The organism is Desulfosporosinus lacus DSM 15449 (assembly GCF_900129935.1).
In the GTDB taxonomy this organism is placed as follows: Bacteria; Bacillota; Desulfitobacteriia; order Desulfitobacteriales; family Desulfitobacteriaceae; genus Desulfosporosinus; species Desulfosporosinus lacus.
In genome coordinates, this window is record NZ_FQXJ01000007.1 from 127983 (window position 1) to 148602 (window position 20620).

At 41.9% G+C, this 20620-nt stretch carries 21 protein-coding genes; 16 read left to right on the plus strand and 5 right to left on the minus strand.

Annotation, left to right across the window (positions count from 1 at the left end):
• Positions 1-127: 127 nt before the first annotated feature.
• From BUB11_RS11260 to BUB11_RS11310, 11 genes are all read left to right on the plus strand, one after another.
• The gene (locus BUB11_RS11260; RefSeq protein ID WP_073029853.1) at positions 128-1207 is read left to right on the plus strand and encodes a 6-phosphofructokinase; all 1080 of its coding nucleotides are present in this window, start codon (positions 128-130) and stop codon (positions 1205-1207) included.
• 25 nt (positions 1208-1232) lie between these two features.
• A complete protein-coding gene (locus BUB11_RS11265; RefSeq protein ID WP_073029854.1) occupies positions 1233-1715 on the plus strand; it encodes a type I restriction-modification system subunit M N-terminal domain-containing protein in 483 nt (160 codons plus the stop codon).
• 393 nt (positions 1716-2108) lie between these two features.
• Positions 2109-2783 (plus strand): ATP phosphoribosyltransferase, encoded by a 675-nt coding sequence (hisG, locus tag BUB11_RS11270; RefSeq protein ID WP_073029855.1) that lies wholly within the window; start codon positions 2109-2111, stop codon positions 2781-2783.
• Between the two features lie 7 nt (positions 2784-2790).
• The gene (gene hisD / locus BUB11_RS11275) at positions 2791-4086 is read left to right on the plus strand and encodes a histidinol dehydrogenase (RefSeq protein WP_073029856.1); all 1296 of its coding nucleotides are present in this window, start codon (positions 2791-2793) and stop codon (positions 4084-4086) included.
• A 90-nt stretch (positions 4087-4176) separates the two neighbouring features.
• Entirely contained in the window at positions 4177-5253 is a 1077-nt protein-coding gene (hisC, locus tag BUB11_RS11280) for a histidinol-phosphate transaminase (protein WP_073029857.1), read from the plus strand.
• A gap of 144 nt (positions 5254-5397) precedes the next feature.
• Positions 5398-5982 (plus strand): imidazoleglycerol-phosphate dehydratase HisB, encoded by a 585-nt coding sequence (gene hisB / locus BUB11_RS11285; protein WP_073029858.1) that lies wholly within the window; start codon positions 5398-5400, stop codon positions 5980-5982.
• Between the two features lies 1 nt (position 5983).
• Positions 5984-6619 (plus strand): imidazole glycerol phosphate synthase subunit HisH, encoded by a 636-nt coding sequence (gene hisH / locus BUB11_RS11290; RefSeq protein WP_073029859.1) that lies wholly within the window; start codon positions 5984-5986, stop codon positions 6617-6619.
• The gene (hisA, locus tag BUB11_RS11295) at positions 6591-7379 is read left to right on the plus strand and encodes a 1-(5-phosphoribosyl)-5-[(5-phosphoribosylamino)methylideneamino]imidazole-4-carboxamide isomerase (protein ID WP_073029860.1); all 789 of its coding nucleotides are present in this window, start codon (positions 6591-6593) and stop codon (positions 7377-7379) included. The genes hisH and hisA overlap by 29 nt, the downstream gene beginning before the upstream one ends.
• A 14-nt stretch (positions 7380-7393) precedes the next feature.
• Positions 7394-8155: an imidazole glycerol phosphate synthase subunit HisF gene (hisF, locus tag BUB11_RS11300; RefSeq protein WP_073029861.1), complete on the plus strand. Its 762-nt coding sequence runs from the start codon at positions 7394-7396 to the stop codon at positions 8153-8155.
• A gap of 31 nt (positions 8156-8186) precedes the next feature.
• Positions 8187-8858: a bifunctional phosphoribosyl-AMP cyclohydrolase/phosphoribosyl-ATP diphosphatase HisIE gene (gene hisIE / locus BUB11_RS11305; RefSeq protein ID WP_073029862.1), complete on the plus strand. Its 672-nt coding sequence runs from the start codon at positions 8187-8189 to the stop codon at positions 8856-8858.
• 177 nt (positions 8859-9035) lie between these two features.
• Positions 9036-10031, plus strand: coding sequence for a bile acid:sodium symporter family protein (locus tag BUB11_RS11310; RefSeq protein ID WP_073029863.1), 996 nt, complete (start codon positions 9036-9038; stop codon positions 10029-10031).
• 103 nt (positions 10032-10134) lie between these two features.
• Here BUB11_RS11310 and BUB11_RS11315 read toward each other — a convergent pair whose 3' ends face one another.
• The 5 genes from BUB11_RS11315 to BUB11_RS11335 form a co-directional block, all read right to left on the minus strand.
• Positions 10135-10677, minus strand: a complete 543-nt coding sequence (locus BUB11_RS11315; RefSeq protein WP_073029864.1) for a hypothetical protein — start codon at positions 10675-10677, stop codon at positions 10135-10137.
• A 341-nt stretch (positions 10678-11018) separates the two neighbouring features.
• Positions 11019-12158: a hypothetical protein gene (locus BUB11_RS11320; RefSeq protein WP_242947521.1), complete on the minus strand. Its 1140-nt coding sequence runs from the start codon at positions 12156-12158 to the stop codon at positions 11019-11021.
• A 414-nt stretch (positions 12159-12572) separates the two neighbouring features.
• Positions 12573-12788: a hypothetical protein gene (locus tag BUB11_RS11325; RefSeq protein ID WP_073029866.1), complete on the minus strand. Its 216-nt coding sequence runs from the start codon at positions 12786-12788 to the stop codon at positions 12573-12575.
• A 24-nt stretch (positions 12789-12812) separates the two neighbouring features.
• A complete protein-coding gene (locus BUB11_RS11330) occupies positions 12813-13421 on the minus strand; it encodes a DUF1836 domain-containing protein (RefSeq protein WP_073029867.1) in 609 nt (202 codons plus the stop codon).
• A gap of 619 nt (positions 13422-14040) precedes the next feature.
• Positions 14041-15342: an aminotransferase class I/II-fold pyridoxal phosphate-dependent enzyme gene (locus BUB11_RS11335; protein WP_073029868.1), complete on the minus strand. Its 1302-nt coding sequence runs from the start codon at positions 15340-15342 to the stop codon at positions 14041-14043.
• Between the two features lie 242 nt (positions 15343-15584).
• Between BUB11_RS11335 and BUB11_RS11340 the strand changes: the two genes are divergently transcribed.
• The 5 genes from BUB11_RS11340 to BUB11_RS11360 all read left to right on the plus strand — a co-directional run bounded on the left by BUB11_RS11340 (position 15585) and on the right by BUB11_RS11360 (position 20350).
• Positions 15585-16247 carry an NUDIX hydrolase gene (locus tag BUB11_RS11340; RefSeq protein ID WP_073029869.1) on the plus strand — a complete coding sequence of 221 codons (663 nt, stop codon included), beginning with the start codon at positions 15585-15587 and terminating at the stop codon, positions 16245-16247.
• Between the two features lie 470 nt (positions 16248-16717).
• Positions 16718-17722 carry an ABC transporter substrate-binding protein gene (locus BUB11_RS11345; RefSeq protein WP_073029870.1) on the plus strand — a complete coding sequence of 335 codons (1005 nt, stop codon included), beginning with the start codon at positions 16718-16720 and terminating at the stop codon, positions 17720-17722.
• Positions 17723-17740: 18 nt separating this feature from the next.
• Complete coding sequence (locus tag BUB11_RS11350; protein ID WP_143187607.1) at positions 17741-18610, plus strand: ABC transporter permease; 870 nt, start codon at positions 17741-17743, stop codon at positions 18608-18610.
• Between the two features lie 48 nt (positions 18611-18658).
• Entirely contained in the window at positions 18659-19453 is a 795-nt protein-coding gene (locus BUB11_RS11355; RefSeq protein WP_073029871.1) for an ABC transporter ATP-binding protein, read from the plus strand.
• 225 nt (positions 19454-19678) lie between these two features.
• Positions 19679-20350 carry a SanA/YdcF family protein gene (locus BUB11_RS11360; protein WP_073029872.1) on the plus strand — a complete coding sequence of 224 codons (672 nt, stop codon included), beginning with the start codon at positions 19679-19681 and terminating at the stop codon, positions 20348-20350.
• Positions 20351-20620: the final 270 nt, after the last annotated feature.

The window sequence follows — 20620 nt, forward strand, 5'->3', positions numbered from 1 at the left end:
GACGTTGCTTGCGTTGTTGATGTAAATACGTGAGTATTTGGAATGCGGAAAACGTTTAGCATACTTTTGTGTTGGAATATTATATAATAACGTAATAAATACATCTAAATAAAAGGGGGTGTAATGATTGCGTAAACTTGCGGTACTTACTGGCGGAGGAGATTGCCCGGGGCTTAATGCTGTGATCAGGGCAATTGCTAAGAGCGCGCATGGATATGGAATTGAAGTGCTTGGTATTAGGGATGGTTTCCGTGGAGCTGTAGAAGGAGATTTTATGTCTCTTTCTCTGAAGGATGTTTCGGGTATCTTACCACGCGGGGGTACTATTCTCGGAACTACGAATCGAGACAACCCTTTTGCTTATGAAATGAAACTAAATGGGATGACTCAACCTGTAGATCGCTCAGACGACGTGATCCGAAATTTGCAAGAGCACGGAGTAGATGCCCTGTTAGCCATCGGTGGGGACGGGAGTTTGAACATCGCTCTTAAGTTTGCGAATAAAGGACTTAAAGTTATTGGAATTCCTAAGACTATCGATAATGATTTAATGGCCACAGATCAAACATTTGGTTTTCAAACGGCGGTGGATACAGCCCAAGAAGCGTTGGACCGTTTGCATACCACAGCGGAATCTCATCATAGGGTCATGGTTCTTGAAGTCATGGGTCGTTATGCTGGCTGGATAGCTTTGTACGCTGGTGTCGCAGGAGGAGCAGATGTCATCCTAATTCCGGAGATTCCATATAATCTTAATCGGATTGCCTTAAGTATTCAGAAACGAGCCAAGCAAGGAAAGAAATTCAGTATTATCGTCGTGGCAGAAGGTGCAAAGCCCTTGGGTGGCGAAATGGTAGTTGAACGAATGATGACCGGGCGAGTTGACCCGATTAAATTAGGAGGGATTGGCGCTAAAATTGGCCATGATCTTGAAGAGCATTACGGGATGGAAACCCGAGTGACGGTGCTCGGACATCTGCAACGCGGAGGGTCCCCTAATGCCTATGATCGAGTACTGTCTACTCGCTATGGGGCTGCGGCGGTAGATGCTGCGTTGGAAGAAGAATTTGGGATCATGGTAGCACTGCAAGGCAGGGAGATTGTAAGAGTTCCCCTCCGTGAAGCAGTGGATCAAATTAAACTTGTGCCCTTAAATGATCCCTTATTGTTAGCGGCGCGCACTCTGGGGATGGAGATGGGAGATTGAACCTTGAAAGATAGGAGGCTGAAAAATGAGTGGCAAATTATCTCTAGATCAGCTCGAAAGTTTTTTGGATGAGACTTGCGATTCTTTACGAGGGGATCGGGAAGCTACGGAATTCAAAGAATATGTCATTGCAATTCTTTTTTTAAAGCGTTTAAACGACCGATTTAAACTGGAACGCGAGGTTAGGCGTAAAAAACTTACGGTGAAAGGGTTGTCTCAAGGTCAAATAGAGGAAGAGTTAGAAAAAAGGGAATCCTATCGTTTGTTTGTACCGAGGATCGCGCGTTGGGACATGGTAAAACTAGAAAAACAAGACTTAGGTTCCTATCTGGCGAAGGCCTTTGCAGAGATTGATGATAAAAACAGGGGTTGTTTGGGCGTTTTAAACACTGTTGACTTTAGTAAGACTACTGAAACGGGCGAGAGGTATATTACTAATGACGAGTTAGCTCAGCTAGTTAAAGATTTTGAGGAATTGAAGTTATCGGATGATAACTTAGCCTTTTAAATCCTGAAAGAGATAGAGATAATAAGTTTAAACCTGAAGAACTAATGATTCAGATAAGGATAATGAGCAAATTAGTTTTTATCTATAAAATGAGCTTTAAAATATAAGAGCAGAGAGAAAGTCAGCTTGACTACTCTCTGTTTTTTAGTTCGGTTTTCACCATGCCCCACGTGAATATCACCAATTTAAAAGGTTTTAACTTTTATTTTGATAAATTCTTAGGAAAAATTCGGAGGATTAGGACTTATTTAAATTTATGATAAGGGGTTGCCAGAGTGAAGGTACATTGATATAATTAATATATTAGTGCTTTAACTAACTAAAGCGCTAAAACGAATTGAACTGGAAAACTAAAAGTATTGTGTTTTGGGACATTTGAGAGGGGATGCCAAGTTGGATAAAGAATTCTTGACGATTGCCTTACCTAAAGGAAAGTTGCTTATTGATTCGATTCAATTGTTGAGTCGGGTTGGGATAGAATGCAGCCATGTAAATGAAGATTCACGGAAGCTGTTCTATGATCTTCCGAACAGTAAAGTAAAGATTATAATTTGCAGACCTACTGATATTCCGACCTATGTAGAATATGGGGCAGCGGATCTGGGTTTCGTAGGGAAGGATACCTTGCTGGAAGAGAACAAGGATGTGGCGGAATTACTGGACCTGAAATTTGGCTATTGTCGTTTTGTGGTGGCAATGTTGGAGGCGAGTGTTCCTCCTAAACTTCCGAGCGGAGAGTACGATTTAAGTGGACTAAACCATCAACGTGTTGCCACGAAGTTCCCTCGGGTAACAGAGACCTATTTTAGCGGAATTGGCATGCAGGTGACTCCCATTAAATTGCACGGAAATATGGAGTTAGCTCCGTGTGTTGATCTGGCAGAAATGATAGTCGATATTGTTTCCACGGGAAAAACGCTCAAGGAAAACCATTTGGTCGAGGTAGCCCCGATTCTTGAAGCGACTACCCGCCTAATTGCTAATCGAGTAGCCTACCGCATGAAATACGAGCGGATTCGAGATTTGGTCGAGTGTTTACGCAAAGATTTACTAACATATGGGGGATGAGCGATTTATGAAAGTTGAGAAGCTAACTGATCTTAATTTACAACGTCTTACTCGAAAGTCGTATGGGGAGGATGAAGTTCTAGAGCAACGTGTTACAGCAATACTCAAACGTGTTCGGGACGAGGGAGAAGACGCAATTTATCAACTAACTGAAGAATTTGATCATGTAAGCCTGCGGCAAAACGGTTTGCGTGTCTCGGATGAGGAGATTCAAGTGGCCTATCAAGAGGTGAGTGAAGATTTCTTACAGGCCTTGCGTACCGCTAAAGCAAATATTTTAAGGTACCATGAAAAACAAAAACGAATCTCCTGGCTAGAGCCAGATTCAGATGGGAGTATTCTTGGACAATTGCTGCTTCCGCTCAAGCGAGTGGGTATTTATGTACCCGGGGGAACAGCGTCTTATCCGTCGTCGGTTTTGATGAATGCTTTACCGGCAATTGTAGCTGGAGTACGGGAAATCGTGATGGTCAGTCCCCCTAGGGTTGATGGAACTCTTCTTCCAGAGGTTTTGGTTGCGGCGGCTGAAGCAGGAGTGACCGAAGTGTACAAAGTGGGCGGAGCTCAAGGAATTGCCGCCTTAGCCTATGGAACGGAAAACCTCTTTCCGGTTGATAAGATAACCGGACCTGGGAACATTTACGTGACCTTAGCCAAAAAGCAAGTCTTTGGAACAGTGGATATTGACATGCTGGCCGGACCAAGTGAAATCTTAATTCTAGTGGATGAGAGCGGATGTCCAGAAGAATTAGCCGCGGATTTACTCTCCCAGGCCGAGCATGATCGGTTAGCCTCGGCAATCTTGGTCTCGCCATCTCGAGAACTTCTTGAACAGACAATCGTTGCTGTGGAAAGACAACTGGAAAGTTTACCCCGTGCTGAGATTGCTCGAGCGTCTTGGGAAACCTATGGAGCGGCGATTCTTGTCTCAGATCTCCAAGAAGGAATGGATTTGGCTAATAAAATTGCCCCAGAGCATTTTGAACTAGTCGTCAAAGACCCGTATTCCTGGTTAGGTCAAGTCCGCAATGTTGGGGCGGTCTTTCTAGGACGATATTCTCCTGAACCTGTCGGAGATTACTTTGCAGGGCCAAACCATGTATTACCGACCGGAGGCTCGGCACGTTTTTATTCTCCACTTAATGTGGATATGTTTATGAAAAAGGTTAGTGTGATCGGATATTCGGAAGCAGCCCTTAAGAGAGACGCCAAGCAGATTGCTTTACTCGCCCGCAGCGAGGGGTTAGAAGCACATGCCCGCGCTGTAGAAGTGCGGTTTAGAGAAAAAGAAGGCGAAAATTAGAGGGGAAAAGATTAAGTTAGGGGCAGAGAAAGTTAGAGAAGCAACAATAAAGCAGTTGCCAAGAAATTCTATACAAGGGAGATGTAATCGATGGAAACTGAGTTAAGTAATCCTGAACAGTTTGTTCGCCCTGCTGTTCGTGAGCTGGTTCCCTACGAAACGAACTATATGCCGGAGTGCATTAAACTAGATGCCAATGAGAATCCGTTTCCTTGGCCTAGGGAAATGCGGGAAGCGTTGCTCGCCGAGAAATTAGCGTTTAACCGCTATCCAGATGGAATGGGTCAGGATCTCAAGAATCGTATTTCTAGGTATACTTCAACCTCTCCGGAAAGCATTCTAATTGGAAACGGCTCGGATGAGTTGATCCAAATGATTCTGCTCACTTTTGGGGGTGCGGGGAAATCTTTGATTATCCATCCACCGACATTCGGCATGTATCAGATCTATGCTCGCTTGACGGAAACGGCAGTTGTGCAAGTGCCCTTGTTAAACGGCCTGGACTTGGATACGGAGCGAATGTTAACAGCAGGCCAAGCCCCAGAGGCTCAGGTAATCATTGTTTGTAATCCCAACAATCCTACGGGATCGCTCTTTCCAAGGAATGAGATTCTTAGACTTGTGAGGGAAAGCGGAAAAATAGTCGTAGTAGATGAGGCCTACGCTGAGTTTTCAGAGGAAACTCTGATTCCTGAGATAGAAAATTACCCTAACTTAGTGATCATGCGAACATTTTCCAAGGCTTTTGGAATGGCAGGACTTCGCTTAGGATATCTATTGGGACAACCGAAAACCATTGCCTTAATCAACAGAGTACGGCCACCCTTCAACGTCAACTCTTTTAGTCAGAGAGCCGGAATCCTGGCCCTGGATTTTTTAAATGAGTACCAAGGGCAAATCCAGGAAATTAAAGCAGAAACACAAAAATTACAAGCCGCCTTAAATCTGGTTCCCAATCTAACGGTTTACCCAACGCGAGCAAATTTCATTCTCTTTAAACCGGAAGATCCTGATCAGTGGGCGTCAGAATTGCTAAAACGAGGTTTTCTAGTCCGGAACATGGGCATGCTTCCTTCTCTTGGCAAATGCCTGCGTATCAGCGCGGGACTTCCAGAGGAAAATAAAAAATTTATCCGTGCAGTTCGAGAGATTAGCGTAGGAGCATAACCAACTTTCGGCAGATAAAAATCATATTGGAAGACTCATAAAAAAGAAAGTTCGAATCATTAAACCCTAGATGATTTCAAGTAAATATTACGGCTATAATTGCTTAAATATGAATTACACCGGAGTGTAGAAAGGATAGAATAAATGAGAGAAGCTTGTATTGAACGGAAAACTAAGGAAACAGAAATCCGCGTGCGCTTGAATCTTGATGGTACAGGAGAGGCTCAAGTAAAGACGGGAATTGGTTTCTTTGATCATATGCTGACAGCGTTTGCCCGATTTGCCTATCTGGATCTAATTCTTGAGGCCAGCGGGGATTTGGAGGTGGATGCCCACCATACGATTGAGGATTGTGGGATCGTGCTGGGGCAAGCACTGCGGGAGGCTTGCGGCGATAAAGCAGGGATTGAACGACTTGGTGAGGCCCTGCTTCCTATGGACGAAGCCCTTGTTCAAGTGGCATTGGACCTCTCGAATCGGCCCTATCTAGTTTGGGATGTGGATTGTTCAGATGGTATGGTTGGTGAGTTTCCAGTCGAGATGGCAGAAGAGTTTTTCAGAGCGTTAGCGGTACAGAGCGGGCTTACTTTGCATGTGAGGAAGCTTTCTGGGAAGAACCGACATCATATTTTAGAAGCTGCCTTTAAAGGGGTAGGGAGAGCTCTGGGACTGGCTCTACGCCAGAACACTCGGTATCGTGGTATCCTTTCAACCAAAGGAGTTTTATAAGATGATTGGAATTGTAGATTATGGACGAGGAAACTTAAGAAGTGTGGAGAAGGCTTTAGAAAAGGTTGGTTTTGAGGCAACTATTATGGCTTCCCCAGCGGAACTAAGCACTGTGAATGGTCTTATACTTCCAGGCGTTGGGGCGTTTGCTGATGCAATGCAGGCATTGGAACAAGGGGGATGGATTGAGCCACTCACCCAGTTCGCTCGCTCAGGGCGCCCTTTTTTGGGAATCTGTCTGGGAATGCAGATTCTCTTTGAGATTGGGGAAGAGCACGGTGAGCACACCGGGTTAGGACTCTTAACTGGCCGAGTGGTAAAATTTCCGCCGGGTAGAAAGGTTCCCCATATGGGTTGGAATAGTTTGCGACTGGAGCAACCCTCTCATCTACTGGAAGGGATTCCGAATGAATCCTACTTTTATTTTGTTCATTCCTATTATGCGGAACCTGGTGAGAAGAAGGATATCGTAGCGACCAGCGACTATGGAGTCGTTTTTCCTGCCGTTGTAGGCAAGGACAATGTTTGGGGAGCACAATTTCACCCAGAGAAATCAAGTCCTTGGGGACTTCAGATACTAACGAATTTTGGAAAGTGGGTGAATGAGGATGAAACTCTTTCCAGCCATCGATCTTAAAGAGGGAAAAGCGGTACGCCTTTTACAGGGACGGATGGAAGATTCTACGATTTACGCAGATAACCCTGTTGATGTTGCTAAAGAATTTGAGAATCAAGGTGCCGAGTATTTACATATGGTTGATCTGAATGGCGCATTTTCTGGAAAACCAATGAATGACGAAACCATACGGCGGATTGTGAGAAGTGTATCGATGAAAATTCAAGTAGGTGGTGGAATCCGCACGATGGAGCGGATTACAGAGCTTTTAGAGTTAGGGGTTGAACGGGTGATTTTGGGAACAATCGCCGTCAAAAACCCGAAATTGGTCGCCGAAGCAGCACGTCGGTATGGGAAACGAGTTATTGTGGGGATTGATGCCAAGGATGGCTTGGTTGCAGTTCAAGGTTGGGCGGAAGCCACAGAAATGCAAGCAGTAGACTTAGGGAAGGCTATGAAAGCTGTGGGAATCGAAAGCGTGGTTTTCACAGATATTTCGCGTGACGGAATGCTCCAAGGACCTAATATCGACAGCACTGTACAGATGGCCCAGGAAACTGGCCTATCCGTGATCGCCTCTGGTGGAATTTCTACGTTAGATGATCTGCGAAAGTTGGAGGCTGAGGCGCTTAGAGGAGTTTTTATCGAGGGTGCTATTACAGGAAAAGCTCTCTATAGCGGGGCTTTCACTTTGAGGGAAGCTTTAGAGGCTACTGGTGGAAGATCGAGTGATAAGAAACAGAAATATGTAGCACCAAGCGAATCAGTAAAACAGGATTGAGGAGGGGATGAGACATGTTAAGCAAGCGGATCATTCCCTGTTTAGACGTCCATGAGGGGCGTGTGGTTAAGGGAACCAATTTTGTGCAGTTACGTGATGCGGGGGACCCAGTGGAACTCGCAGCTCTCTATGACCAAGAAGGTGCTGATGAGTTAATTTTCTTAGATATAACTGCTTCGTCTGATAACCGAGAAACAATGGTTGATGTAGTACGCCGAACAGCCGAGCAAGTTTTCATTCCCTTCACCATTGGGGGCGGACTGCGGACTATCGGGGATATTCGCCGCATGCTTAGGGCGGGGGCGGATAAGATTGCTTTAAACACTTCTGCGGTTCAGAACCCCAGGCTTATTCAAGAAGGGGCCCATGCTTTTGGGAGTCAGTGTATTGTCGTGGCTATTGATGCTCGAAGCAACGCACCAGGTCAATGGGAAGTGTATATTCATGGTGGAAGAACAGCGACCGGCAAGGATGTCTTGGAATGGGCAGCAGAGGCGGAAGCTCTTGGTGCGGGAGAAATCCTCTTGACTTCCATGGATCGCGACGGAACTAAGATGGGCTACGAATTAGAATTGACTCGGGCTGTGAGTCGAGCCGTGTCCCTGCCCGTCATAGCGAGCGGTGGGGTTGGAACCTTAGAACACTTAGCGGAAGGACTCACCTTAGGGGAAGCGGACGCCGTCTTAGCGGCTTCGATCTTTCATTACAAGGAGTACAGCATAGAGGAAGCTAAACGGTATCTGGCGCAACGGGGAATCTTAGTGCGACATTCGTAGTTCGATATAGATAGAAAGGTTTGAGATATATATGGATGCAAATGAAATACAAGCTTTAGACTTATCGAAGATCCGCTGGGATGCTCACGGGCTTGTTCCTGCGATTGCTCAGGATGTGGAGACTAGGGAAGTTTTAATGCTGGCATATATGAATGAAGAGTCCTTAGGTCGGACTCTGATTGAAGGGAAGGCTTGTTATTATAGCCGAAGTCGACAATCTCTGTGGCTGAAAGGGGAAACCTCAGGACATTTCCAGGAGATCGTGGATATTAAATTTGACTGTGATCAGGACGCCTTACTTCTGACTGTGAAGCAAATCGGCATGGCTTGCCATGAAGACTATTTCTCGTGTTTTCACTATGATCTGACCAGGGAAGGATTTAAGGGAATTGGAAAGCCTGAAGTAAGGCCTGAGCCTACACTGGGAAGGACCCTAGAGCTGTTGACAGATGTGATTCATTCCAGAAATCAGGAACGGCCTGAAGGAGCCTATACCACCTATCTCTTTGAAAAAGGGATTGATAAGATCCTTAAAAAAGTCGGAGAAGAAAGTGCGGAAGTGATTATCGCCGCCAAGAATGCTGATCCCGAAGAGATAAGGTGTGAAGTATCGGATTTGTTCTATCATGTGTTAGTGATGCTTGAAGAGCGCGGGGTTGGAGTCAGTGAGGTAGCCAGGGAGTTGTTTGAGCGGCGTAAGTAGGATGTCAAATTTAATAGTTTGAAACAAACAAAGTTGGAGTAGAGTTCCAGCTTTGTTTTATATACACATTGGTTCATTAAACGCGCCTAAGCGGTATTAATAGATTATCTTTTAATATGGCAGTACAGGGTGTACAATGTTTAAGGTATAGATGACATTAATAATGGAGTATAAAATATGCAAACTTTTTTGACTAAGTTTAACCAATGGTTAAATAGGTATATGTTTGTAATGGTAACAGCTGGAATCGCCGTTGGATTCTTCATTCCGCTTATAAATTCACCGCTTATCAGTGCCTTAGCAACAGGTTTATTTGCCTATATGACCTTTATGAGCGCCTTACGTACAACCTTTCAGGATGTTGTTCGTATTTTAACGAAACCTCTTGTTCCTTTATGGAGCATGTTTTTGATCCATGGCATTTCACCGCTTGTTGCCTGGGGGGTAGGACTCTGGATCTACCCAGATAATTTCTACATGCGCTTAGGTCTTTTACTTGGTTCCACTATCCCGATTGCGGTCACTTCGGTTATTTGGACCACGATTGCTAATGGAGATATTGCACTCGCATTGGTGACGGTGACTCTGGATACTTTACTGATCCCTATCTTGTTTCCAGCCTTTTTTATAATTATTCTTGGAACAAGTATTGCTATCGATTATGGAAACATGGTATTGCGGCTACTCTTAATGGTTACTATCCCGAGCATCCTTGGAATGGTAATTAATGAAATAACTAAAGGGAGGTTGGAGAACTTCTCTGTTTCAGTAGGAGGAGTAACTTCGAAGATTGCTAGCTTCTTCGTTGTCTTTCTCAATTCTGCTGTTGTTCTTCCGAATATAAAATGGGATATTTCGGCAGTCAAAATGATGATCGTCGTTGTGGGATTAGTCTCTGCTAATTATCTGATTGGGTTTTGCGGGAGCTATCTTTTAAAAGATCGGCGGCAAGAGGTTGTAACTGCCATGATCTTTAATGTAGGAATGCGCAATACAGGCTTTGGTTCTGTTATAGCCATTTCTTATTTTCCGGCTACAGTTGCCTTACCTATTGTCTTAACACTTCTCTTTCAACAACCGATTGCGGCGGTCGTTTCGAAGGCTATAATGAAATTTAATCATCAGGATCGTATAATAAGACCCGAGGAAGGCACACTAACCAGGTCCAGTTAGAGATCTTTGAATATCACATCCTATGTGCCCATAGAGACCATATGATGTATTTAGAAGATTGATTATAGGAATACAGTTGAAGTCTGACTAATAAGGCTGGAAGCTAATGCTTCCAGCCTTGCCCATGGAGTGCCCTTTTTATGATGTTGCGTTTTAACATAAAGTCTTGAATCTCAATCCTTTTCCCATTTGGATCTATCAACCACTCTTTTTGCACCACACAATAAAAGCCCGTAACCCCCATTTCATCTGCTGTAAGTTCAATCGCATTAGGAATCGGTATGGTTGGGGAATAAACTACTGCCAAAGCTTGATGCCATGTCCATCCCAGTTTATCACCGGATAAATATTCCCATAGATCAACTTTCTGCCATGCCCCGGCACTTGATGGCAGGTTTCCCTGAATCATGGGATCGAAGAGTTTGTCCCATTTTCGCTCAATAAAAATAACATCCGTTGCTTTCCAATCAAAAGTAGTTGGAGGTAACCCTTGCATAAAGGCTTCCCAATTAGCTAAAGTTCCTTTAAACGTCCGTGCTTGAGCGTTATAGCCATACTCATCAGTTTGCGCAGATGCAGCACTAGGAAAAGAAAACATTATTATAAGAAGCAAAACCATGAAAAGAGATTTTTTTCGAGTTTTCATTACGGACCTCCTTTAAAATTAAGGTTTATATCATGGTAATATTATACAATTATGACATGCCGAATTCCTGAATATTATAGGAAATAATGTCGATAAACGACTATCTCCTTTGAATAATTAAATTGGGCTTTTTTAGATAAAATACTTTACATCTATCTGTAATGAATCTAAGATTTGTTGTATAACATTATCCAATATCCAACTTATTTATAGAAAGGCTTAATGCTAAATTTCTAATTTTCGTAAATGTATGCCAGATGCATTAAAGCACCCTATCGTGACTTTTACAGTCTAACTCGATAGGGTGCTTTAATGCATCTGGCATGGTTATTGTTTTAGATTTAAGGCCTTGCAAAGTGTTCCATGATTTTTGCCCAAATACGTTGTGTTTCAAGGAATTCGCGATTATGCTTTTCAACATTTTTATGGTATTTCTCCAATTCAGCTAAGACTTTAATAAAATCCGGCTTCCCGAAATAAGCGCATATTTTTGGTAATATCTTGTTAAGTTGTTCGCGCATCTCTTCAATCTTTTCCTCGTAATGATCTCTTTGTGTGATGTAGAGCAGTAATGGCTTATAACGAATCCAACCTATACAGGCCTTGTAAAAGCGAGTGGTAATTTGCTCGGTATCAGCCTTTATAAATTTTAATCGGAGTGGGAGAACACCTTCTAGAAGGTCATTGTAAGTTGAGAACCCGTCATGAAATGTGTAACATGGCACGCGCAAAACTTTTCGTTCGCTAAGGCAGGTACTTAAAAAGGTATCCTCACCTCTAGCTCCTGGCGGATTGTAAAATGGAAAAATACGACGAGAATCGGTAAGGTTGATACACAGATTAGCACCTGAGATGAATTTAGAATGGTTTATTTCCTGAACCTCTATGGCATGAGGGCTAGTCAATATCTTTGTATCAGCGTAGGTTACTCCGCCATTTTCCATAACAGTTTTCAAAGTATCCCAGTTAATGATATCATTGCTGATTGCCTCGATGAATGAACGGAAATCCGCTTCGGTCATAGTGTCATTAAACTCTATATGGGGAATAGGAGATATATAGCCGCAATGATTCCCATGGGTGATGTCTGCTTGAGCAATATATTTAAGATGGCCTGTCAGGACCTCCTGGCCTCCCCAAATTGCTGTATTACGAGTATTGGTCACTGCCAGCGGGTATTCGTCGTCGTCCAGAAAAACCAGATAATCCATATTGTGCTTAATAGCGTTATATAGCACAGCGTTACGTTTGGCTGCATACCCCTTACCAAAGATCAAGGGAACTTCACTAAAATTGATGACGTTTTCTCGAATTAAATAGTCAATTTCTTCTTTTATAGCAATGCTACCAATAAAATTGCTGCTATCAATCTGTTCTGCTAGTTCTGGGTGTACATTGGTGTAGTCAGTTATTTTAGTTTTATGATAATCGAGATCATATGCTACAAAAAGATTTAAACTAATACTTTTGTTTTCTACCAACCCGGATTCCTTCCAGGTGTGTATATAGGTTCTCAGCACCTTTTGAAAGCTCTTTCTCCCAGTCGTAAAACCGATACCAACTTTTATAATTTTGTCCTTGTGCAATTAATCGCTCCCTTTTGAAACTACATATTCTTTACCTGAATAATTAATGTAATATCTGCATGCCTGTTACTAAAGTAAAGTAATCAGTTCCACAAAATTTAAAGTAGGTGCTCTCCTTGCTGCCGTTGACAAGAGCTTAAAATTGGAGCATTACGGCAATAGACTTATACCCACAAGTAATAAAGCTGATAAACCAAGGAATATCAATATATGCTTTAAACCCTTAATAGTTTTCATGATAAGCACGATTCTTTCGCCTGCCTTTCGTAACCTCATGTCTGAAGCATCTTCCTTAAAGAATATTAAAAGCTAACATTTACTTGATTTCAAAGGATAAAGATTAGTTCGCTTTTCTAAGTGAGCCTTCATTATGCCCGTTAAAGCATGATCTGTCTTCGTACAAATTCTCTTTACCTCGTAGTGGACCCCCATCACACCGCTAGTATCCACATGAGCTTGTGCAATTCCATTTTTGATAATGTTCAAACTAGTGTCAGGGGTAGTTTCCTTGATAGCTTTAGCCATTGAATAATGCCTCCTTTAGTCATTCTATACCCCATCAATTGAGGGCGATTCAATCCACTTCAGAATAAGCTCCCTCGTAAAACTTGCCCACTTGGATATTGTCAAAAATGTCACAAAGGTTGATACCTTAATATCATCTTCTGATGGATCTCTTTTAGCTCTAATTATTTCTAATGCTCTTCCGTAAAGTACATTTAGACTTGGGGTAAGTTTCTCAATCTCACTAAACAGAGATAAATGATATTCATATAACTCAACTAATGTAAAATTTGATATCGACTCCCCATAGTCGATAATTTCTTTGGCCTCTTTCAATTCAAACAACACTTTAAGATCGTTAGTCATAAGGATTCTAGCCACTTGTTGTGGTGGATACTTCTTACCGTCTGGACTCTCAATGATGCCCCGTTTTACCCAGTTTTGAATTGTTGCAACCTCGAAAGCTTGATCATTTACGCCAATTATGGACCCAATGGAGTTACTTGTACCTAATTTAACGATTTGTGATGCCATTAATTCTATATCGGGTATGCCTTTATTGTTACTAAACTTTGAAAACAAAGGACTTTCTGCACCCTTTATAATCATTTCTACGGGTCCCAAGAGTTTTTCTTCTATTTCATCATTTGACATCAAAACACAACCTTAATTCAATATAGTGTAACTATAATATGTTAAATACATTTATTGCATTACATAAAGAGTTCAATTGACTGTATTAATATTTATGATAGCTCTTTAATAGTATAAAGTCAAATGAAAATTAACGTTTTATACAAAATTATCCACCTAAATTGATCAAAGAAAAAAATCCTATAGGGTTAGACCTTTTATCAGTCCACTCTATAGGGTTCACTTTATCAATTTAGAGACACCCACTTCTTCAAGTGGGTGTTCCTTATTCTACTTCGGTGACGATAGTCTCCAGTGGAGAGTATCGCCGAGCGCCTTTCCCAATAGGAACACTTGGCGCGGAGGTAGACTCCATCCTACGGCGCGAATGTATTCATCTGTAGATATGCCCCATCGGCATAAGTCTATCCTCAGCGCAATTGTATTCGTTACGGGCCGTGCGCTTTCGTCGTTAATTTCCACCGGAGACTATCATGCTGGAGACTTACGTCACCGAAGTCTCGATGTTCAGCTTTAGCTGAACGAGTTCATTAGTTGCATCTGGATGTTTGTTCTTTCTTTACAAATAAAGGTTTTAGACGCTATAGTATAAGGGGTAATTAGAGGATTATGGGTTACCTCAAGAGTTCTGCTCTGATAAATCTTTAAATCCCTGATAAATTAGATCATAGAGGTCTTTCAGTTCATCTTCCTCGACACAAGAAAAGGCTACCCGAATATCCCCTTCACCAAGTGAAATGACTCCAACACCGTATTGTTCAAGGAGATGAATGCGCAAGGCTTCGGCATTGACCCCTTTAAGTTTAAGACACATGAAATACCCTGAATTAAATGGATAGTAGTCCCAAGCGTCGTTAAAATCACCTTGATCAAGTATCTGTTTAACTTTAAAGGCTCGTTTCTTTAATACTTCAAACTTTTCTTGCTTTTGAGCTTGAAATTCTGTCGAACGAATTGTATTTAAAACAAATGTTTGGGCTGGGTGAGAAGCACTGGAAATCGTTCCCCTCAGAATGCCTTGAGTCTTTTTTTCCAAGCCATCCAGTACAGCAGGAAATTCAGAACCAAAGGTGATAAAGCCTACACGAAAGCCCCACATATAGTCTTCTTTCGTTGCTCCATCTACCTTAATGGCTAATATTCTTGGATGTATGTTGGCGACTCGGCCAAACAGTGATTCTTTGATGGTATTTTCATAGAATAACCCAAAATAAGCATCATCGCTAATCACGACTAAGTTCATTCCTTGTTCAGCGACTTCTTTTAAGGCTTCAACAATGTCCGTTGCTTCTTGTTCAGTGGGGGTATACCCTGTCGGATTATTTGGGAAATTAAGCAGTAAAATAGCTTTTCCATGGTCTTTTTTAGAAAGTAGGGCTTCTTTCATACCTTTAGTATTGAAGGTCCCTTCCTCAGTATAGAAAGGAAAAGAGATGGTTTTTGCTCCTCTGCGGACCCCAAAGATGAAGGTATAATTCCCCCATAATTTATCTGGTAAAACAAGAGGGTCGTTCTCGTCAATAAATAAGTCCGCGATAATACTTAAACCATGGGTTAATGCATTAGTAACGATGGGATAACTAAAGGATTTATTCGTTAAAGAAGGATTTTCTATTATCATTTTTTCTCGCCATAGCTTTCTAAGCTCGGGTTTTCCTGCAGGAGGAGCATATGGATAAAGGTCCTTAGGATCGTAGTCAGCTAGAGTTTCTTGGATTAACGGTAAGAACATCGGGCGGTCTTTCTCAGTTGCGATCCCTATCGTGGCGTTAAAACGGTAGGCTTTCTGCTTAGCTTCAGCAGTTTGAGTTAAGATCCCCTTGGGATAGTACAGTTCTTTTCCAAGAGTTGATAATAATTCATAAACATAGGGATTTTCCTCTTGTATTTTGTTATTTAAGTCTTGGGCAATCTCATTCATAATATTACTCCCTTGCTCAATCTTGGTGCCATTTTTAATAAGTATTGCGAAGCAATTAAATTGTACACTAAAATAGTTTTTTCCTCCACTATTTATAATATAGGATAGAAGGAATTTTTTGAATTTGTACAGAATTGTTACACATGCAGTATAGCTTTAAAAGTATGTGATAGCTGGTTTGATGGAGCGTGTTGAGATTAAGGTATTAGGAAGATTTATGAGAGGATAAGTGGAGCTAAGATATGGATAAATTTATGCTAGAAGATTTAAAGGGAAAGATGCCTGCAGTGCCTGGAATAAATGGCAAAGAAGAGTATTTTAATTCTGCTGTTTTAGCGTTACTAATGCTAATCGATGAAGAATATCATTTTATTTTTCAAAAAAGATCTGCCGCTATAAGACAAGCTGGACAGATTTGCTTTCCGGGCGGTAAATTTGATCCCAATAAAGATGCTGACTTTAAAGAGACCGCTATAAGAGAAACTGCAGAAGAATTAGGTGTTGTCTCTAATAAGATAAGTATCATTGGTACGCTTGATACCATTTTTTCAGTGATGGGCACCACTGTAGACGCATTTCTGGGCGTCTTGGATATTAGCAGTCTGGATGACCTAAACATTAATCCGCATGAAGTCGAGAGAGTTTTCTCCATTCCAGTCTCGTACTTTGAGAGAACTGAACCCGAGGTATATCAGGTAAGCATTACTGCCAATCCGTCATACATCAACAAGGCAGGGGAAGAAGTTATTCTCTTGCCTGCGAAAGAACTAGGGTTAGAGGAGCAGTATACCAAGCCATGGGGAAACATTATGAATAATATTTATGTCTATAGGGTTGAAGGAGTGATTATATGGGGGATAACGGCAAGATTAATTAGAGATGTTATAGCAAAAATTAAGGCGTAGCGGAGCGACTGGATCTATTTAGCCAGCAAGACATTCCGCTTGCCTGCAGGATTGAGCAAGAAAGTTGCTCTTGAAATCCAATTGATGGAGTGCTATTATTATATAAACCGTTGAAGGGGAAGTAAAACCGCATGACCAACCTCATAGAGAGTCGAGCAGGGTGGAAGCTTGGCAGGTAACGGAGCGTGTAAATGGGCCTCTGAGGGTGGAGCGAAAGAGCTTAGGCTTTAGTAGTTGCCAACGCAAAGCCAGCGTTATAGGGCTAAGGGTGTGTTGGCACTCTGCATGAGAGGATGCATTTTTATGCATCAACTAAGGTGGTACCGCAGATTAACGTCTGTCCTTATTATAGGATAGGCGTTTTATTTTTGTGTGTCCCACACTTCGTCCCATTCAGAACCGCGAACTGAATGAGACGTGCAGAGAAGGAAACCCTCAAATTTTTTAATTAGAATGGGGAGGTATCTTCTATGAAAAAGCAATTGGCGGCAGTAATCTCAGCGTTTATGACCTTGGCCCTGGTGTTTTCCTTAACGGCTTGTGCGCCCAGTAAAACAGAAAACACAGGCAACACCGATGCTAAAAAGAAAATCGGTATCGTGCAGATAGTTGAACATCCTTCACTAAACACCATTAGAGAGTCTTTGATAGCGGAGTTACAGGCCCAAGGCTATAAAGATGGCGAAACTATTACGATTGATTATCAAAATGCCCAAGGAGACCAGACTAACTTGAAGACCATAGCTCAAAAATTTGTAAGTAATAAATATGACCTTATTGTTGCTATTGCAACTCCTTCAGCTCAGGCAGTCGTCAGTGAGACGAAGGATATTCCCATTCTTTTCTCAGCATGTACTGATCCCCTGGGATCTGGATTGGTTACCGATATGGAGAAACCGGGCGGTAACGTTACGGGTACATCGGATGCTGTATCAGCAGAAAAAATTATGGAGCTTGGCAAGCGCATTACTCCTGATATCAAAACAATTGGGGCATTATATAATTCGAGTGAGACAAATTCTGTATCCGTGATCAATGAACTTAAAGCGTATGCTCAGAAAAACAATATGACGGTAGTTGATGCTACTGTAACTAATTCCTCTGAAGTACAGCAGGCAGTTACTTCTCTTGTAGATAAGGTCGATGCTCTTTTCTCGCCCATTGATAACACAGTTGCATCTGCTATGCCTCTGGTGACTCAAATAGCAAATAGAGCGAAAAAACCTATCTACGTTGGAGCTGATTCCATGGTTAAAGATGGAGGGCTTGCAACTTACGGAATTAATTATCAAGTATTAGGTAAAGAGACTGGAATTATGGCTGTGGAAATCTTGAAGGGTAAAAAGGCTGGAGATATTCCAGTCAAAACCATGAAGGATATGGATATTTATCTTAATAAGACAACTGCAAAAGCAATCGGAATTAATCTGTCAGATGATGTGTTGAAAGAAGCAGCTCAGGTATTCGAAAATTAAGAAACAAGGGGTTTAAATATGAGTGTCATGGTGTTACTGGGTTCCATTGAATTGGGAATCATTTATGCAATTATGGCTTTAGGGGTTTTTGTATCTTTTAGAACCCTTAATATGCCTGACCTAAGTGTGGACGGCAGCTTTGTGCTTGGTGCGGCGGTGTCTGCCGTCATGAGTCTTAACGGACATCCGTTTCTCGGCTTGGGGATCGCATTTATAGCGGGATGTGGAGCAGGGTCTATCACTGCCTTGTTGCATACCAAACTAAAGATTCAACCGCTTTTAGCTGGAATCCTAACCATGCTGGCTTTATATTCTTTGAACCTAAAGGTTATGAGTGGGCGGGCCAATATCCCCCTGATTAATAAAGCAACTGTTTTTAAACCTTTTGAAGGAATAATTCTGGGCGGGTATGATTATAGCAAGTTGTTATTTTCCCTAGCTGTGTTGACTCTGTTACTCCTTTTACTGTTCCTCTTTTTGAAGACAAGACTGGGGTTCGTTTTAAGAGCGACGGGGGACAATGATCAAATGGTAAGAGCCCTGGGAGTTAATACGGATTTAGTAATTCTAGTGGGATTAGCTCTTTCCAATGGTTTAGTTGCCGTGGCTGGTGCGCTGATTGCTCAGTCTCAATCGTTCGTAGATGTTGGGATGGGGATTGGTATGGTGGTTATCGGACTGGCCTCAGTGATTATCGGGGAAGTAGTTTTTGGGGTAAGTTCTCTCATGAGAAGGCTGATTGCGGTCATTCTGGGATCGATTCTCTATCGCTTGATTATTGCCTTTGCACTTGAAATAGGAATGCCGCCTACTGACTTAAAACTTGTCTCAGCGGTGATTGTGGCCTTAGCGATGTCTATGCCTATTCTTAAGAAGCGTTTTCTGTAGTAAAACGGAAATTATCGTATACACCTCATGAAAGGAGCAAATAACCTGATGCTTAGAGTTGAGTCGTTAAGTAAAACCTTCGGAAAAGGGAGCACCAATGAAAAAATCGCTCTTAATGAGGTTAACCTGTCACTTCAGGAAGGCGAATTTGTTACGATCATTGGTGGCAATGGCGCTGGAAAATCGACGCTTCTGAATTGTATATCAGGAGTATATGAAATTGATGAGGGCAGGATCATTCTTGACTCGAAGGATGTCACCTCTGATCCTGAGTATAAACGCTCTAGACACATTGGAAGGGTTTTTCAGGATCCACTGAAGGGAACGGCCCATGATATGACCATTGAGGAAAACCTGGCTATCGCCTTTGCTAAGGGGAAATCTGTAGGTTTACAATCTGGAGTGACAAAAAAGGATACCACTCTTTTCAAGGAACGACTTGAACTGTTAGACCTCGGCCTAGAAAATAGAATCAAGCAGAAGGTAGGCCTTCTTTCTGGAGGACAGCGGCAAGCCCTTACGCTTCTGATGGCTACAATTATTAAACCGCGGCTCTTACTTCTCGATGAACACACCGCGGCACTTGACCCTACTATAGCTCGCAAGGTATTGGGTTTAACTCATAAACTTGTCTCTGAGGAAAAACTGTGTACTCTAATGATCACGCATAATATGAAGGCTTCCTTAGAATACGGGACAAGAACGATTATGATGCATGGGGGAAAGATCATGATGGATCTTCAGGGCGAAGAAAGAAAAGACATGACCGTAGATCGACTGATCGAGCAGTTCGAGAAAAGAAGCGGAGCTGAGTTGGATAATGATAGAATGTTATTAGGCTAAGTTTCGAGTATGTTTGATAGTAATATGATAGATCCAAGCCGCTAACAGATTGTCAAGTTAGCGGCTTTTTAAACAGGGGAATGTTTGAATATTTCTTGCTATGACATATAATGGAAGATAATTAAATAAAATCCAAATACCATCCTCAGTAATTCTATTCCGCTGATCTGGGACATGAAACTTGATGAAACAGAGGAGTGTCATAAGGGGAAGGGTGGATCTATTTTGAAGAAGCGTCTAAAACAGATATTAGTTTCATTGATTGTGATAATTATTCTTGGATGTTCAACTGTCTTAATTATCAACAATAGTGTAGAATCAGTCGGTGAAAGCTACATATTAAGTCCCAATAACGTTCCTAAAGCAGATGCTATTCTGGTTTTAGGTGCGTATGTTTTTTCAAGCGGAACTGTGTCCACTATGCTTAATGATCGTTTAACTGCAGGTTATGAACTGTATGAGTTGGAGAAAGCGCCCAAACTATTAGTGAGCGGAGATCACGGACAAAAGGATTATGATGAGGTTAATTCGATGAAGAGCTTTTTGAAAGATAAAGGTGTGCCAAGTTCGGACGTATTTATGGATCATGCCGGCTTTAGCACTTATGAGAGTATATACCGAGCCAGAGATATTTTTAAAGTTCAAAAGGTTATTATTGTTACTCAGGAATATCATCTAAAGCGAGCAGTTTTTGTGGCGAGGGAGCTAGGCTTAGAAGCCTATGGAGTTGCTTCCGACAAACGTGACTATGGACAGGCAATGTTTATGTATAACCTGAGAGAAATAGCAGCTAGGAACAAAGACTTTTTGTGGGCAAAGATCATAAAACCAGAACCAACATTTTTAGGGGATTCAATCCCTGTTTTCGGTGATGGCAAAGCGACGGATGATAAATAGGTTTATATTGTTTAATTTGGACGAACTATTCTCTTAAAAAGCTAGGGGCTTATTACAGCCTCTAGCTTCTTACATTTAATCTGCTTAGTAATAATTCATTTGTTTACTGCAAGGGAGTATACAAGCACCTGGTCAACACGAAATAGGATGAATCATTAATAATTGAAATTTTGATTAGAGAAATAGAGGATTATAATAAAATTCGGCGAATTTGAATTATCAGAATATGAATGGTAATTCATATATAGTCAGAGGAATTTTATTTTAGAC